This is a genomic window from Mesorhizobium sp. Cs1299R1N1, assembly GCF_037179655.1.
Taxonomy (GTDB): Bacteria; Pseudomonadota; Alphaproteobacteria; order Rhizobiales; family Rhizobiaceae; genus Mesorhizobium; species Mesorhizobium salmacidum.
On record NZ_JAPYKR010000002.1, the window covers coordinates 635,924 to 650,925 of the forward strand.

Genomic DNA, 15,002 nt, shown 5'->3' on the forward strand with positions numbered 1-15,002 from the left:
TGTAACAGGGAACTGGTTATCGGGGAGGCTGGTCAACTGCGTCATGCCGGGCGCACGGATATGCGTCGTGAGAGCTTGGCCGGCTTCGGCATTGGTTGGCACAAATGGACGTGGTGATCGCGGCAACATGGAACTGCTGGCAGTTGCGGGTGCCCTTTCTATCTTCGGTGGGGTTCGCCAACCCGGTTAAAGACCGAGGCCCGGCGGTGTTGTTTTCCCTCATTTCCGAACTTATTGAAAATCGATTGTTTCGATTTATCCCATCCACGCCATGGATGGATATGGGGCACGCACGCTCCTCCCAGCACCTCTTGCTCTGCTGTAAAAGCGATGGCGCATTCACTGGCTCTGGCTGGTGTCAAATCTCCAGCAGCTTCGCAGAGATACTGAACACGTAACCGACGCCACGTTTGGTTTTTATCAACTTTGGGGCGCGCGCATCGGTCTCAAGTTTTCGACGCAGGCGCAATATCTGGACATCGATGCTGCGGTCTGAGATCTCGCCGTGAATGCGCGTGGCCCGTTGCAGGTATTCTCGCGACACAGGTCGTTCTGCCACCTCGAGGAAGGCAATCAGGAGCGCATACTCGCCCTGCGTTAGAGGGACCAGTGCACCTGCAGGATCGCGCAGCTGTCGCGTTTTTAGGCGTAGCTCCCATCCGCCGAAAAGCCACTTTCCCGATTGTGACTTTCTCTGTGTTTCTACAGGGCCGGCAACACGCCGCCTCACCAGTGAGTCCACACGCACCAAAAGCTCACGCACCCTGGTCAGACACTCGTCGGCCTCGGATTCAAGCCGGACCATATCGTTCTCTCCCCGGCGGTTCTCAACGACAATAACGGAGACGTCCCCAAGGTTGCGCAGATCACGCAAAAGCCCAGGGTCCTCCTGGCCAAGAGTCAAACTGGCAATGACAAGGTCGGGCTTTAGCTTTTGCGAAATCTTCAACGCTTCCCCATGCGCACCCCCCGCCACAGTGGTCGACAAATCGCAGCGCAGCACGTGTTCCTCAATGGTCAGAAGAAGCGCGAGAACATCGTCGACTAAAAGCACGCTCCCGATTTTGCGGGCCTCGCTCATATATCGCCTCCATTCCCCAACCCACCTTGCCGCTTCAAAAACACCCGCTGCCGACCAGGCCCATTTGAGCGCGGCAGCAGCCTCGGATTGCACGACCGGGGAATTGCTGCTGTAACCGATGGAACTTCACCTTGGTTACGACAGCTCGCCGCCGCGATTGCCGGCGGACGAGGCGCTGCGCGCGCCGGCGTGTCGTGGAGCGGAGGACAAGGGGAGGAGCGGCCAACAGTGGAAAATCGGCCAAAACAGCTTGTTTTCGGATCGTTGCCGAAAGACAAAAACCGTGATGTGTTGTCGCGCTCGTAAAGATCTGAGCAGCGCCGTGCAGTTGCGAGACGCTTGCGATCGCAGTCCTGCCGGCTATGGGCGCCAAGCCAGGAAATGCCGCTCAATGCAGCCGATAAAGCAATTGACGGCCAGGCCCATGAGGGAAAGCATCGTCACCCCGGCAAACAGGTGTTCCAGGTTGTAGAGTGCTCCTGCGTCCAGGATGTAGGCGCCCACGCCATGCTCGGCACCAAGCATCTCGGCTGCGACCAGCAGAGTTATGCCGATCGAAATGGAGACGCGCAGGCCTGACAGGATACCCGGAAACGCTCCGGGCAGAATGATCTTGCGCACAATCGAGAGCCGAGCGAGGCCAAAGCTCTGGCCCATCCGGATCAGGCTGCGGTCGACATTGTCAACCGCCGCATAGGTGGCGACCACCGTGGGGGTGAAGGTACCCAGCGCGATCAGCGCATATTTCGATGCCTCATCGATACCGAACCAGACAATGAAGAGCGGTAGCAATGCAATCTTTGGCACAGGAAAGAGCGCCGCGACCAAAGGCAGGAGACCAGCGCGTATGAGGCTGCACAAGCCAATCAGAACACCGAGCCCTACGCCAAACACGACGCCGATGGAAACGCCAACAGCGAGGCGCCGCAGCGATGGCAGCAAGTGCTGCCAGAGCAGCCCGGTCTGGTAAAGCTGGACGAAGGTCTCGAAGACCGCTGAGGGGCGAGGCAGCGTCAGGCCCGAGATGAAGCCCGTACGGGTGCCGACCTCTGCCAGCCCAATCAGGAGGATGGCAACGAAGAAACCGACAAGGGGGACGCGTGAGGGCGCGAAGCCGCCGCGGAACTTTACGAGCTGTGACACTACGATGATATCAGCCATCGAGCAGTTCCTGATCGGCGGCCATTGCTTCATCTCTCATCAGGGCCCAGAGATGCAGCTGCATCTTCTCCAGAACCGGAGCGCCGACGTATCTCTCGGCCAGCGGCTTCTCGATTGTGAGCATATCGTGGATGGCTCCGGGGCGACGGGAAAGCACGACAATGCGATGTCCCAGCCGCACGGCTTCGCTCAAATCATGCGTGACATAGACGGCGGTAAAGGGCTGACGCGTCCACAGCGAGACGAGATCATCCATCAGAAGCTCGCGCGTCTGGCTGTCGAGGGCCGACGTCGGTTCGTCCATGAGCATCACCGCCGGACTGACCGCCAACGCGCGCGCAATCGCAACGCGCTGACGCATGCCCCCCGACAACTGCTTCGGCAAAGTGGCGCGAAACTCAGAGAGTCCCGTGCGGGCAAGGACGTCGGCGACGATCCGCTCGACCTCCTTCGCCGGCAGTTTGTGATCCTCAAGTACCAGCTTCACATTGCCTTCCACGGTCCGCCACGGCAGCAGAGCGAGATGCTGGAACACGTAGGTAAGAGGATTGAGCGATTCAGCGGGCGGCGTTCCGACCTGCAGCACCATGCCTTCTGTCGGACGCTCCAACCCGCCCAGGAGGCGCAACAAGGTGGATTTACCGCATCCCGACGGGCCGATGATGCACATGATCTCGCCCCGTGGGATCCTAAGCGAGAGATCGCTCAGAACCTCTACGGGGCCATAGCGGTGGCTGACATTCTTTAGCAGCAGTTCCATATCTTCTGTCCCGCCTCCTGAGCCGGCCGGCGGAGGGGGTCAGATCGTCTCGACGTAAGAAATATCGAAGAGCATCTGTGCCTTGATCGTCTCGCTCACCATTTTCTCCGCCTTGAGCCAGACAAGCTGATTCATCGCGGACTCGAGTGTAAGCGCACATCCCTTGTTGATTCGCATGGCGCTGCCGACGAAGATTTTCTTCGCGGCCGGGAACGGATGGTCAGAGTCCACATATTTGTGGATGATCTTGGCCACCTCATCCACTTCCTCCGGTGTGGCGGTCTTGTCTACGACGGCAGCGTTGTAGTCGTCGATCGCCCTCGAATGGGCGGTGATAAAGGCTTCGGTCTTCTCCCGCTCGTTGGCGGCGTTGTTTGTCGAGGTTACCACTGTCGTCACCTGATAGTCGGGCGCATAGTCGGACACGAGGCCGATCTGCTTGGCACTGCCTTCGGCCAGCATCTCATTGGCGATGCTGCCCTGGATCGCCCAAGCGTCGATCTGGCCGGTGCCCAGCGCACCAACGATTGCACCGACCTTATGGAGCCGGCGCAGCCTGATTTCCGACATCGGGATGCCGTTCGCTTCCGCGATCTTGTGGCACATATAATGAAAGGAGGAGCCGGCCGTGGTGACGCCGAAGCTCTTGCCGCTCAGGTCCTTCGCCGTGGTAAGACCGGCCTGGTACGCTTTTTCGGAGGCCAGGATGATAGCGCCGACGAGACCCTTCTCCTCAGATACCGCGCCGCCGATCACCTTGATTGCGCCTTTTCCGGCGAGGTTCACGAGTCCGCCGCTCATCGCGGTAACCGCATAATCGGCGTCGCCCGAGGCAATCGCCATGGCCATCGGCTGAGCTGCCTCGAAGAACTCGAATTCGACCTCCAGCCCTTCGTCCTTATAGTAGCCTCGCTCGCGCGCGATGTAGCTGGGGGCATGGCTGGCGAGACGCATCACACCAAGCTTCACCTTGCTGGCAGCAAAGGCCGGCCGGCCAAGCAAGGTCAAAGCCCCGGCTGCGCCGAGACCGACAATTGCCTGGCGGCGGTTAATCGCGAGCTTGGTCACGTTCCACGTCCTTTCAAGAGCGGTTCTTTTGTGTCTGGCTGGTGGCCGGCGTATCGAGCCGCTGCGCATGCCCGGGCGCGACCAGGCGACCGAAGGACCTGCATCGATTTGTTACGCCTGCCGCTCTGCTGCCTCGCTCAAATGGCCGCTTGGTCCGTTCGATCCATATGCGGTGTGATGTTCCGGCGGGACCATTGATTTCAACCGTTCTACATCTCCGTTGGATGCAGGCTTGCAGGTCGCAGCAGCTAGCTGCGATTCTCCGTTGCTCAAATTGCAAGCTCAACCTTACGAACAGCTGACGAGAGTCGATCAGTGATGGCTGCATGGACTGTTCATGTATGGCTTCGGCGTGATCAAAGCCGAGCTTGGTGCACCTGACGAATTTCGAAATGCGTTGCGGAAATCGTCAGCGTGAAGCAGTTAGAATTATCGACTTCGTCCGACCAGCCAGACCCAACCGCCCGCTCATATGGGAATTGCCCAAAACTCAATCGTCGGTTGGGCACGTAATCCCGCACGCCCGGCGGCAGAAGCTGTGCCTCATCGATCTTCCAGGGGCGAAATTCCTTGCTCATAAATCCGCAAAGAATCAGACCCGTCCCAACTTGACCAGTGACTACTCGGACCGGCTCCTAGCTTAAACGCAACGAATTCAAATCCACGCGTAAGCTTATGGTCAGCTAACCGGTCTAGCGTGCTCTTCAGTGCTTGGGAACAATCAGCCCGGGTGCCATTCAAACCTACCGACAGGAGAGCGAATCTGATGTACGGCCGAATCAATGCCTCGTCCAGCCGGTCCCCAAGTCCTAACCGGGCCGGCGGATCAAATCGGGCAGCAGATACTGACCGCTTTGCGGAGAATGTTGCAGGCGTGGCGTCCGATCTTCGCCCAAGTTCATCCTCGGGAGAGCCGCGGTCATATTTCCTGACTTCGCAACCTCCGATCGAGGAGATCGACAGGTCCACCTTCAGGAGAGAAGTGAAGGCTTTCTATGGCGATGATATCAAGCACATTGCCGATAATCCGCAAGAGTACTCGGGTTTCGTGTCGCTAAAGGCCTTGAGCGCGGCAAACGTTGCTAGAGGCTACGCCAACACCAACAACGATGCGGCCGAGGCACGATATTTCAGCTATAAGCTAGGCGACAAAAGCGTTGGCCTTCTGAAGACAGAAGGCAGCTTGAGGGTCCCCCCGGGTGGTGGACGGTTTCACGCCCAGTTTCCCGGGCGAACTGAAATCACCTCCCAAGTAGCTCTTCGGGTTACTCACCCCCTTGTCGAGAATGCCGGTGATATCCTGCTTGAGCATCAACTTCGGCTTGACGGCGAACGCCCATTGGTCCTGTCACGCCCTGCCGCTAGGGGGGCAGAGGGCCGTCTCACGCAGATGGGTTTTGCTCATGTGGGAAGAGATAACTGGGTCCTTGATCCTGCACAGCATCCGGAAAAATGGAATAATGATGACGGTGAATGGCGGCGGACAGACAAGCCTACGCTATATCTTTCCAAGAGCGGTGACGACCATAGGGAAGCAAGCGTAGAGACAGACTCGTCCGATGATGATGATCCGTCCTGGTATTTCGAACGCCTTAATATCGAGCGGGACGGTAATATCGAGCGGGACCGTAATATCGAGCGGGGCCGTGCGCCGCGGACGCGAGATGATTATACAAGGTGAGCGCGACACAGCCGAGCTGAGGACTAAGGAAGTGGATCCGAACCGATTTCCGGCTCTCAGCAAAGCTCCATCTATCTCATCCGACGCTTGAGATGGCTGAACGCGCTCGGGCAGCAACCCCACGCGTCAGCGGCCTGGTTGTCATTTTGTGCCTCCTCGACTGTAGCGCAACGGCCGCCGCGTCGCGCGCCAGGAGAGGAGCCGGCCGATCATGGCCGAGTTCGAGCCTTGGTTGAATAGAGCTCGCCGATGTGCCTCAGCGCCTCGCTGGCGATCGGCGCTGGACCGGCAACTGCCAGTTCATAAGCGCCGGCGGACGTGTGCCCTGCAGAAGGCACTCTTCTCGGCCAGCGTGCGATAGCCGCCATAACCCTCGACCTGCAGGAAGCCGCTAGACTAAAGCCGGAGAGATGGGCAATCGGCCGCTCGGCTTTGCGGTCCGGCGCATAGACATATGCTACACCCGGCGGTTCGCTGCCCTGCCATGGCCGGTCATCGCGGGCATAGACCCATAACTGCCCGACAAAGAGCTTGGGCGGGGCCTTCAGCTTCTCCAGCCGCCGCTCGTGAATGGGACGCATATGCCAGCTGACGAGAGTCGTTCGGTGACGGCTGCATGACTGTTCATGTACCGCTTCGGCGTGATCAAAGCCGAGCTTGGCGCACCTGACGAGTTTCGGAATGCGGTGCGGAAATGGTCAGCGTGAAGCAGTTAGAATTATCCACTTCGTCCCACAAGCCAACCGCCCGCTCATGTGGGAATTGCCCAAAAATTCGATCGTCCGTCTGTCAGCTATATATCTCCTCTACCTATGAGCCGAAGGGCGAAGGGAGAGATGGTCTTGGCCATCTCTCCCCCGCGATTGCCGCCTGCGCAGGGCGGGGCCGCCCGCTCGCAAGGCGGCGCTGATCCACATCGTCTGAGCTGACACGATCCACCCCGCTCGACGCGCAGCCCAGCTCCGCTCGCCCGCATTCGCCCCCCTCTCTGCCGCGCGCTCACGCGCCCCCGGAAGGCATGCCGAGGGGCATGCCTTCGGCATGTAACGGGAAAGGACCAGAACCATGACCATCCATGCAAAGAACGTTGAAACCGCCAATGTCAGCGCAAGCGGCACCGAGGTTTTCATTCCGCTGAACAAGTTGAAAAAGTCGCCGCGCAATGCGCGCAAGACACCACACAGCGAGGCGATCATCGAAGCCTATGCGGCAAGCATCGCCGCCAAGGGCATCCTGCAAAACCTTGTGGTTGAACCGGAGCTTGACGGCGAGGGCGCTGAAACCGGCTTCTATCTCGTCAGCATCGGCGAAGGTCGCCGGCTGGCGCAGCTGCTTCGCGTCAAGCGCAAGCAGATCAAGAAAACCGAACCTGTCCGCTGCGTCATCGACACAGTGAACGATGCGCACGAAATCAGCCTGGACGAGAACGTCACGCGCGAGGCGATGCACCCAGCTGACCAGTTCGAGGCGTTCCGACGCCTCAACGAGGAGCGCGGCTGGGGGGCGGAAGAAATCGCCGCCCGCTTCGGTGTAACCGCACATGTCGTGCGGCAGCGCCTGCGACTTGGCTCTGTCAGCCCCAAGCTGATGCAGGTTTATCGCGATGGTGATCTGACCCTCGATCAGTTGATGGCGTTCACCATCACTGAGGATCATGCAAGGCAGGAGCAGGTTTTTGACAACCTCACCTACAATCGCGATCCCTACATGATCCGCCGCCAGCTTACACAGACCCATGTTGCGGCCGCCGACCGCCGCGCCGTCTTCATCGGCGCGGAGGCATACATCGGCGCGGGCGGTATGATCATCCGCGACCTGTTCACGGATGATCGCGGCGGCTTTTACGATGACGCGGCTTTGCTCGACCGAATGGTCATCGAAAAGCTGCAAGGCTTCGCGGAAAGCGTCAGGCAGGCCGAAGGCTGGAAATGGGCTGATGTCCATATCGACTATCCGCATGCGCATGGCCTGCGCCGCATTTATGCGCAGCCGGTCGCTCTGTCGGAGGAAGACGAAGCCGCCTATGCGGCGGCGTCCGACGAGCTCAACCGGCTGACGGAAGAATGGAGCAGCGCCGAGGAACTTCCCGATGATGTCGACAAGCGCTTTGGCAAACTAGAGGCTGAACTCGAGCGCATCGACGCTTTGCGTCACGCCTACGACCCGGATGTCATCACGCACGGCGGTGTGTTTGTCGTGCTTTCCCATGACGGGACGGCGCGCATCGAACGCGGCTTCATCCGCGCCGAAGACGATCAGCCGGAAAGGCGAGTGCAAGAAGGTAGCGATGGCTACACCATCAACGATGATGGTGAGATCATCGAGGAAGGTATCGGTCCGGAACGCGATGGCGATAGCGACGAGGAAACGCAGGACGCTGGCAAGCCGCTTTCCGACCTTCTCGTCCGCGACCTCACCGCCCACCGGACACTCGGCCTTCGGCTTGCGCTCGGCGAGCAACCGGACGTCGCGCTGATCGCAGTAACGCACACGCTTGCTGCGCAGGCATTCTATCAGGGCGCGGAAGCGCATTGCCTGGAAATCCGGCCAACCAGCACCTACCTTGCCGGCCACGCGAATGGCATCGAGGACACGGCAGCGGCCAAGGCTCTGGCGGATCGCCACGCAGGATGGGCAGCGGATATGCCCGGCGATGTGGCGAACCTATGGGGCTTCATCGCTTCGCTCGACCATGCCAGTGTTATGGCGTTGTTTGCGCATTGCGCCTCACTCACGGTCAACGCCATGAAGCAACCTTGGGAGCGCAAGCCGTGCGCTCATGAAACGGCCGACAGGCTGGCAGCGGCGCTTAGCCTCGACATGACCACCCACTGGGCGCCGACGGTACGCACCTACCTCGGGCGCATAACCAAGGCACATATCCTCGCCGCCATATGCGAGGCAGTGAGCGAAGAGGCGGCGGAAAGGCTCGCTGCCTTGAAGAAGCAGCCGATGGCCGAAGCCGCCGAGCAGTTGCTCGCCGGAACCGGTTGGCTGCCGCCGCTGATGCGAACGGAGCCCACTGTGCTTGCCGAGACAGGTAACGCTCGCAGCGAGGAGGCGAACGAACCGCCAGCGGGAGACCTTGCACCTCTGGATGCAACGGATTGATCGCAGGCAACAGCGGCAGCATGGCCGAGGAAGGCCAACCCTTCTACATTGCGGCCGAGTGATAGGCAAAGGCCGGAGCCGCATCAGTGGCTCCGGTTGGCATCTTTGACAGGTAGGAGAATTTTCCGGCCGCGCGGAAGCGCGGCCGGGGACCTCGACAGCACGACACCATCGGTCGCAGCAACGAAAAGGCCACTCCGATAACGCGTAATGCGCGTCAACCCACGACGGCGACGATGCTGGCGGACTCTCCCGCCGAAGCTCCGGCGAGGCACGCAAGCTTCCCGGTTGGCGGATCACGCGGCGACGCTGCGCAGGATCAGGTGCAAATGTATCGTGCCGCGCTGTGGTCTCGACCAGGCTCGCTTGGATCGGAGCGCGACAACTCGGATCTTCTGTAAGATGGGGCGTTAGTCGCTGCCTCGCTGCGCGTATTGTTTGCGTGTCGCATCGAATGCAGTGGGGTGCAGGGCAAGGGCCCGACAAGCCTGGACCTTCCATTGCCACCATCATATTTCCGCGGTGAAGTGATCCCTGCCTTGCCTTGAATAGGCTCCCGCACCGATCCAAGAGCCTGTTGCGGTGTGAATCCAGCCGACCGCGATTGCGGCGGTTCCTCTTCATCTGCTGGCAAGCCACGCCCACGGCGCCCTCGGATGGGTTGGTCTGACCGAAGACCGGCTTCGCCTCGATCGTCTTCCCGCAACGGCCGCCGCTGGCTTTTTTCCGCCGCCGGCCCAAGCGGCCGGCTTTGCATCGCGAGACAAAAAAGCCAGCGTCAGCCGCCTTTCACTTCGTTCCAGCCCTGAGGACCACCCCATTGCGCAAGCGCAACGGGGACCCCGGTGGGTGCGGATCCGATCGTCCCCGGTCTCACGACCCCCATCGGGGCCGCGATGGGCGCGGCCCGATCAACAGAAGGAACCACCGCAATGGCTACGATCGGCATCTTCACCAGCACCGGTAAGGGCTTCAAGGGCTCCGTCAAGACCCTCAACCTCAACGTCAAGACCGTGGATTTCATCCCCGCCGATGGCGACAACGAAAAGGGTCCGGACTTCCGCATCTTCGCCGGGGGCACTGAATTCGGGGCGGCATGGAAGAAGACCTCGCGCGAGGGACGTGATTATCACTCGGTCAAACTCGACGATCCGAGCTTCCCCGCTCCGATTTATGCCAGCCTGGTCGAGACCGAAACGCAGGGCGAGTTCTCGCTCATCTGGTCCCGCCGCACCGCCGAGTGAAATCGGCCTAACCAAAAAACAAGCCCCGGCGCGCAGCGCCGGGGCTTCACCATGCTCAGTCCGCCACCGCCGGACAATAGGCAATTGGCCGCAGCAGGCTAGCCCTTCGCAGCAACTTTGCGCGTTTTCTTGGCAGGCGATTTTGCAGCGGGCGCCGTTACCGCGGCGGGCGCGGCGCGCGGCATCCGTTTCGGTTTCTCCACCTTGGCTGCTTCTGGTGCCGCCGGCTTGCGCCCGAGCCCGGCTGCCTTCGCCATCGCGGAGCGAGCGGCGGCGTAGTTTGGCGCCACCATCGGATAATCGGCAGGCAGGCTCCACTTGTGCCGATAGTCCCCAGGACTCAGATTGTAACGGGTAGCGAGGTGCCGCTTCAGCGATTTGAACTTCTTTCCGTCTTCCAGGCAGATGATGTAGTCCGGCGTTACCGACCTTCTGACCGACACGGCTGGCTCCAGTTTAACCGCAGGTTCGGCAACGGGTGTGCCGACGTTTCGCAAAGCAAAATGGATATCGCCGATCAGCTTCGGCAATTCCGCGACGGGCACTGGATTGTTCGACACATAAGCGGAGACGATATCAGCAGCAATCGCCATGAGATCGGTTTTGTCCTGTTGCTCATCGGAAACGGTCATGGAGATTCCTTCTTTGTCATCAATCACGTCGCCATGCTATTTGTGCAGTTTGTACAATAGATCAAGCGAATTATGATTTGTTCGCTCCATAAATCGCCAAATGCGCGAAACTTCCGGCTAAACCTCGTTGCGATTTATTGTGATCGCCGCGGAAGAATCTGCCAACTGCCCTAAGGGAAGCGAGGAGACTTTCCCCTCGCTTCCCCGCCATTGCCGCCTGTGCAGAGCAGGGCCGCCGGCTCGCAAAGCGGACCACCAACCGCCAACCATCACGATCAAATCCTATCCGCTTCGCTCGACCGTGCAGCCCGGCTCCGCGCGCCGGCAATGGCCCCCATCACTCCCGCGCGCTCACGCGCCCCCGGAAGGCATGCCGCAGGACATGCCTTCGGCATTGAAAAAAAGGAGTGACCCCAATGAACATGACCACGACCATCGGCAGCGCCGACAACAACCATCGGCAGCAACCCGTTTCCGGCGCCTTTCGCGTCGATATCTCGCGCGGCGAGCGCAGCGGACGCGTTTCGTCGGAATGGTTCTCACGCCCCGACGATGAGCGTTATCTGTCGCTGACCGAACTTTACGATGCGGTGCGGACGCGTGCGGATCGTGCCACGGCCCGCACTGTCGAGAGCCGCGCGGTCCGCGTCGAGGCAAGTCGGGACAACGCCGAGCGGCTTTCGCTGATCGTTCCTGGACAGGAGCAGATGATTGCGCCCACGCATTGGAGTTTTGGCCAGCTGTGCAGCCTTGTCGGTGCGCCCGCAACCTACATGCGCCAGCTTCCCGCACCTTTGGCAGGCATCAACCTGCAGCACGGCCTGCTCAATCATCGCGCGGAGCTTGTCAAAACCTTGGAGGCGGAGGACGGACGCATCGAGCTTCGTGCGGTCACCGGCCCTGATTACGGACAGAATATTTGACGCTGAATTGATCGAGGCCGTGCAAAAGATCGCCGGCAACGGCACCGGCGACACCCGCTGGAAGGTGCCGGGTTTAGGTCATTTTGCAACTGTATTCTTGAGCGCGAACACCTCCTGCGCAGGGAGGGCCTGATCATGGCGGCTCAAGATCGGGCAGACATCTACACGCGCGTTACGGCGGAGATCATCGCGGCCATCGAGCAAGGTGCAGGCGAGTGGCGCGCGCCGTGGTTCCACAACGGCACCAGCGCTGCACGGCCAACCAATATTTCGTCTGGCAAGTGTTATCGAGGCATAAATACGGTGGCGCTTTGGGTCGCAGCCATGGCCGCAGGTTACGGCGACGGTCTATGGGGGACATACCGCCAATGGCAGGACGCTGGCTCGCAGGTACGCAAGGGCGAACGGTCGACCACCGTGGTGCTTTGGAAGCAGGTCGCTTCGTCCGAGACGGCTGACGACGATGGTGATGATGAAGGTCACCGCCGGATGTTCGCGCGGGCATTTTCGGTATTCAACGTCGCTCAGGTGGACGGATATGAGCGCCCGCCGATGGAGACGCTGCCGGAGACCGAGCGTCTCGCACACGCGGAGGCGTTCATCGCCAACCTCGGCATCAAGACTGTATTCGGCGGATCGGAAGCTTACTATCTTCCGTCTTCAGACACGGTGTTCATGCCTGACTTTACCGCCTTCCGCGACCCCGCGTCGTTCTATGGCGTTTTGCTGCACGAATGCGGGCACGCCTCGGGGTCGAAGAAGCGGCTTGATCGCGATCTCTCGGGCCGGTTTGGCTCCGCTGCCTATGCCGCCGAGGAATGCTGCGTTGAGATTCTCAGCGGATTTGTCCTTGCCGATCTCGGGATTGCCCACCACCCGCGCCCCGATCATGCGGCTTATGTTGCCTCGTGGACCAAGGTGTTGAAGGACGACTCCCGCGCCATCTTCACGGCCGCGAACAAGGCGCAACAAGCCGCCGATTGGATGCACGCGCAGCAACCCGCTCGGCATGAACAGGCCGCCTGATCAACGGTTGCGGGCGTTCGGCGCCGTCCCGTACAGATGCACGGGAGACCGCAACGCTCGCAGTTCCGCATCGAGCTTCGCGGCTCTTTTTTCGGCGCGCGCAGTTGCCAGTTCGGCATCCTGCGCGCGCCTGAGCAGCCTCGCATTCTCGGTCGCCAACCCGCGAACCTGCTCCTTCAATTCGGTTACCACGGCGCGCCAGTCGGTTTCCGGCATTTCTTTCGATGCCACGGTATCGTCGATCTGGTGCGGAGCTGCCTCCAGCAACTCCGCAATGACATCGCGATGATTGACGTAGATTGCATTGCGCCCGACGCCCGCTTCACGCGCAAGTGCGGCGACCGACAGCTTCGCGCCGCCCTCTTGCGCCAACAATCGCGCCAGCGCCGCATGCAGGCGCTGGCCAGTGGCATCACGGCGCTTCTGCTGGGGCGTGATGCCCGTTCTATCAGCGGGCACTATCGTTCTCCCGATCCAGTCCTCGGAGGATTCGATCGCATTCGACGATGCGCTCTTGCGCGAGTTTTCGGCTTTCATCGTCGAGGGCAGGATGCTCAAGCAACTGTGCATTGCGCACCTTCCGATCCTCCCAGACCGATCTGTGGCGCTCGCTTACCGCAAAATTGGCGCAGCGGGCGCATGCGCTCTGTGTTCGCAGGACTGCATTCGGTCCATGGTCATCACCTTGGCAGGCGGAATGCTCGCGACGATAAAGGCAATAACCCCAGTCGCACACGCCCAACACCATCCCGCTGTCTTTCAGGATGAAGTCTAAATATTCTCCGAGATCGCCATCCTGTGTGCGGCCCCGGAACGGCGACCGCGAGGCGATCATGCGCCCGGCATGACCCGACAGATTAGATGCTGTCAGAAGGTCCTCCAGTGCTGCCCGCGTTTCCTTCAGGATTTCGTCGTTGATCAATTCGGCGAGTTCGAAGTCCGTACCGACATAGGCAGTATCGGTCATAACCCGGCTCACGTGCCCGAGATGCTCCTGGAGGGCGTGAAGGCCTGTCCTGTCACGCTTGCCGATGAAGCGCGCAAATGTTTTTCGTCCCTGATGCACATTCAGGTGCCAGGGCCTTCCTTGATGAAGAGGAAGGTCGAGCATTGTCTTGAACCTGCTGTTCAGCCGGCCGCCGAAGGCCCCACTGTGTGGAATGCCGATCGGCTGTCGCAGCAGCGTTGGATCCCGCGTCAGCATCCACAATTTGCCTGTCGCAAGCTTCTTGCGGATGGGTGCTGACAACCGCTCCAGTACGTCGATGACGTGGACCACGGGTTCGGGTGCGATCCAACGATGAGGCTTGCCACCGTCGCCCGTCGCCATCTTGTAAATCCGTCCATGCAGATAGGTGACCTTCTGGCCATCCGGGCCGACATGACGTTCTATGCATCCGGCCTCGAGCCCGAGGATTTCCGAGACGCGCGCGCCGACAAGCCAGGCGATCACCACGAAGCAGGCATCGTAGATCCGATCGATCAGCGCATGGATGTCTTTCAATTGCACAACTGGCGCATGCCAAGGACTGTCCTCATTCGGCAACGTCGAGAACGAGAAGCTGTCGAGCATGCGACGAGCCCGCGCCTCTCTCGCAGGCGTCGGCTTGCCATCCAGCCGGTAGGCATAGGCAACTGCAGCCAGATCGCGGAGCGCGATCACGTCGTCGGCCGGCGTGCGAATGAGCCGCAAAGCGCCGCCGACCAGCGCGGTTGCAACCGCGTCGGGTGTATAGGGAAAGCCTCGACCCTGGCGATCAAGGCGCGGAAGTCGGGAACCGTGTTCATCCAGGAACCTGCGAAGATCATCGGGAACGCCGTCGATCAGCTTCTCCCGTTGGCCATGGAGGCGCGACAGCGTCGACAGATACCCGGCCCGGGTGGCAAGCGACAACGCTTCGCCCTTTCGTCCCGGCCGCTCCCTCAGCGTGGTCATAAACCGGGCTGCAGCATCGGCATCAAGCTGATTGAAGCTGTCATATCCTTCACCGACCATCCAGCAGACCAGAACGCGCGTCTGGTTGAAGATCGAGATGAGGGAGCCAGGTCCGAGTCTTCGTTTGCCCGCCGGTGGATCGGTCCTGAGCGACCATAGAAAGCGTTTGACGGTGTCGCGCAGCGCTGTCCATGTCGGCTCGGTGAACCGGCTGCCATCGGGAAGCTCGAACGTCCAGTCGATTGTCCGGCTGCTGTCGGTGACGCCAGGCCGGGTGAGATCGAAGCGCCATGTGTCGTCATACCAGGTCGAGGTGGACGAGATCGAGCGAGGCAGGAACGAAGCATTTCGCAGGGTAGTCGCAGTCTGGGCCATCGTT

At 60.5% G+C, this 15,002-nt stretch carries 12 protein-coding genes and 2 pseudogenes; 5 read left to right on the plus strand and 9 right to left on the minus strand.

Annotation, left to right across the window (positions count from 1 at the left end; all coding sequences use genetic code 11):
• Window positions 1-358: 358 nt before the first annotated feature.
• The 5 genes from O7A70_RS06400 to O7A70_RS06420 form a co-directional block, all read right to left on the minus strand.
• Window positions 359-1,081, minus strand: coding sequence for a winged helix-turn-helix domain-containing protein (locus tag O7A70_RS06400; protein WP_337139621.1), 723 nt, complete (start codon window positions 1,079-1,081; stop codon window positions 359-361).
• Window positions 1,082-1,441: 360 nt separating this feature from the next.
• Window positions 1,442-2,242, minus strand: a complete 801-nt coding sequence (locus O7A70_RS06405; protein ID WP_442921163.1) for an ABC transporter permease — start codon at window positions 2,240-2,242, stop codon at window positions 1,442-1,444.
• A complete protein-coding gene (locus O7A70_RS06410) occupies window positions 2,235-3,002 on the minus strand; it encodes an ABC transporter ATP-binding protein (RefSeq protein ID WP_337139623.1) in 768 nt (255 codons plus the stop codon). The genes O7A70_RS06405 and O7A70_RS06410 overlap by 8 nt, the downstream gene beginning before the upstream one ends.
• 39 nt (window positions 3,003-3,041) lie before the next feature.
• Window positions 3,042-4,139 carry an ABC transporter substrate-binding protein gene (locus O7A70_RS06415; RefSeq protein WP_337139624.1) on the minus strand — a complete coding sequence of 366 codons (1,098 nt, stop codon included), beginning with the start codon at window positions 4,137-4,139 and terminating at the stop codon, window positions 3,042-3,044.
• A gap of 287 nt (window positions 4,140-4,426) precedes the next feature.
• Complete coding sequence (locus O7A70_RS06420) at window positions 4,427-4,648, minus strand: hypothetical protein (protein ID WP_337139625.1); 222 nt, start codon at window positions 4,646-4,648, stop codon at window positions 4,427-4,429.
• Window positions 4,649-5,052: 404 nt separating this feature from the next.
• Between O7A70_RS06420 and O7A70_RS06425 the strand changes: the two genes are divergently transcribed.
• Window positions 5,053-5,751: a host specificity protein gene (locus tag O7A70_RS06425; protein WP_337128548.1), complete on the plus strand. Its 699-nt coding sequence runs from the start codon at window positions 5,053-5,055 to the stop codon at window positions 5,749-5,751.
• 215 nt (window positions 5,752-5,966) lie between these two features.
• On the opposite strand, the pseudogene O7A70_RS06430 reads toward O7A70_RS06425, so the two are convergent.
• Window positions 5,967-6,374: pseudogene (locus O7A70_RS06430) on the minus strand (IS66 family transposase); the annotation flags it as partial.
• Between the two features lie 442 nt (window positions 6,375-6,816).
• Here O7A70_RS06430 and O7A70_RS06435 point away from each other — a divergent pair.
• Both O7A70_RS06435 and O7A70_RS06440 read left to right on the plus strand, forming a co-directional pair.
• The gene (locus O7A70_RS06435) at window positions 6,817-8,862 is read left to right on the plus strand and encodes a ParB/RepB/Spo0J family partition protein (protein WP_337139626.1); all 2,046 of its coding nucleotides are present in this window, start codon (window positions 6,817-6,819) and stop codon (window positions 8,860-8,862) included.
• Window positions 8,863-9,794: 932 nt separating this feature from the next.
• Window positions 9,795-10,106 carry a DUF736 domain-containing protein gene (locus tag O7A70_RS06440; protein ID WP_337128550.1) on the plus strand — a complete coding sequence of 104 codons (312 nt, stop codon included), beginning with the start codon at window positions 9,795-9,797 and terminating at the stop codon, window positions 10,104-10,106.
• 98 nt (window positions 10,107-10,204) lie between these two features.
• On the opposite strand, the gene O7A70_RS06445 is transcribed toward O7A70_RS06440, so the two are convergent.
• Entirely contained in the window at window positions 10,205-10,738 is a 534-nt protein-coding gene (locus tag O7A70_RS06445; RefSeq protein WP_337139694.1) for a MucR family transcriptional regulator, read from the minus strand.
• Window positions 10,739-11,160: 422 nt separating this feature from the next.
• Here O7A70_RS06445 and O7A70_RS06450 point away from each other — a divergent pair.
• A pseudogene (locus tag O7A70_RS06450) lies at window positions 11,161-11,755 on the plus strand (DUF932 domain-containing protein); the annotation flags it as partial.
• A 41-nt stretch (window positions 11,756-11,796) separates the two neighbouring features.
• Window positions 11,797-12,687, plus strand: coding sequence for an ArdC family protein (locus O7A70_RS06455; protein WP_337139627.1), 891 nt, complete (start codon window positions 11,797-11,799; stop codon window positions 12,685-12,687).
• Here the strand turns inward: O7A70_RS06455 and O7A70_RS06460 are convergent, their stop codons facing one another.
• Together O7A70_RS06460 and O7A70_RS06465 are read right to left on the minus strand one after the other, a co-directional pair.
• Window positions 12,688-13,146 carry a TetR family transcriptional regulator gene (locus tag O7A70_RS06460; RefSeq protein WP_337139628.1) on the minus strand — a complete coding sequence of 153 codons (459 nt, stop codon included), beginning with the start codon at window positions 13,144-13,146 and terminating at the stop codon, window positions 12,688-12,690.
• Window positions 13,136-14,998: an integrase gene (locus O7A70_RS06465; protein ID WP_337139629.1), complete on the minus strand. Its 1,863-nt coding sequence runs from the start codon at window positions 14,996-14,998 to the stop codon at window positions 13,136-13,138. The genes O7A70_RS06460 and O7A70_RS06465 overlap by 11 nt, the downstream gene beginning before the upstream one ends.
• Between the last annotated feature and the right edge of the window lie 4 nt (window positions 14,999-15,002).

Bases quoted from the DNA above. Each gene is read 5' to 3' on its own strand.
- O7A70_RS06400 (WP_337139621.1), bottom strand. From the start codon at position 1,081: ATGAGCGAGGCCCGCAAAATCGGGAGCGTGCTTTTAGTCGACGATGTT.
- O7A70_RS06405 (WP_442921163.1), bottom strand. From the start codon at position 2,242: ATGGCTGATATCATCGTAGTGTCACAGCTCGTAAAGTTCCGCGGCGGC.
- O7A70_RS06410 (WP_337139623.1), bottom strand. From the start codon at position 3,002: ATGGAACTGCTGCTAAAGAATGTCAGCCACCGCTATGGCCCCGTAGAG.
- O7A70_RS06415 (WP_337139624.1), bottom strand. From the start codon at position 4,139: ATGCGCAGCGGCTCGATACGCCGGCCACCAGCCAGACACAAAAGAACC.
- O7A70_RS06420 (WP_337139625.1), bottom strand. From the start codon at position 4,648: ATGAGCAAGGAATTTCGCCCCTGGAAGATCGATGAGGCACAGCTTCTG.
- O7A70_RS06435 (WP_337139626.1), top strand. From the start codon at position 6,817: ATGACCATCCATGCAAAGAACGTTGAAACCGCCAATGTCAGCGCAAGC.
- O7A70_RS06440 (WP_337128550.1), top strand. From the start codon at position 9,795: ATGGCTACGATCGGCATCTTCACCAGCACCGGTAAGGGCTTCAAGGGC.
- O7A70_RS06445 (WP_337139694.1), bottom strand. From the start codon at position 10,738: ATGACCGTTTCCGATGAGCAACAGGACAAAACCGATCTCATGGCGATT.
- O7A70_RS06455 (WP_337139627.1), top strand. From the start codon at position 11,797: ATGGCGGCTCAAGATCGGGCAGACATCTACACGCGCGTTACGGCGGAG.
- O7A70_RS06465 (WP_337139629.1), bottom strand. From the start codon at position 14,998: ATGGCCCAGACTGCGACTACCCTGCGAAATGCTTCGTTCCTGCCTCGC.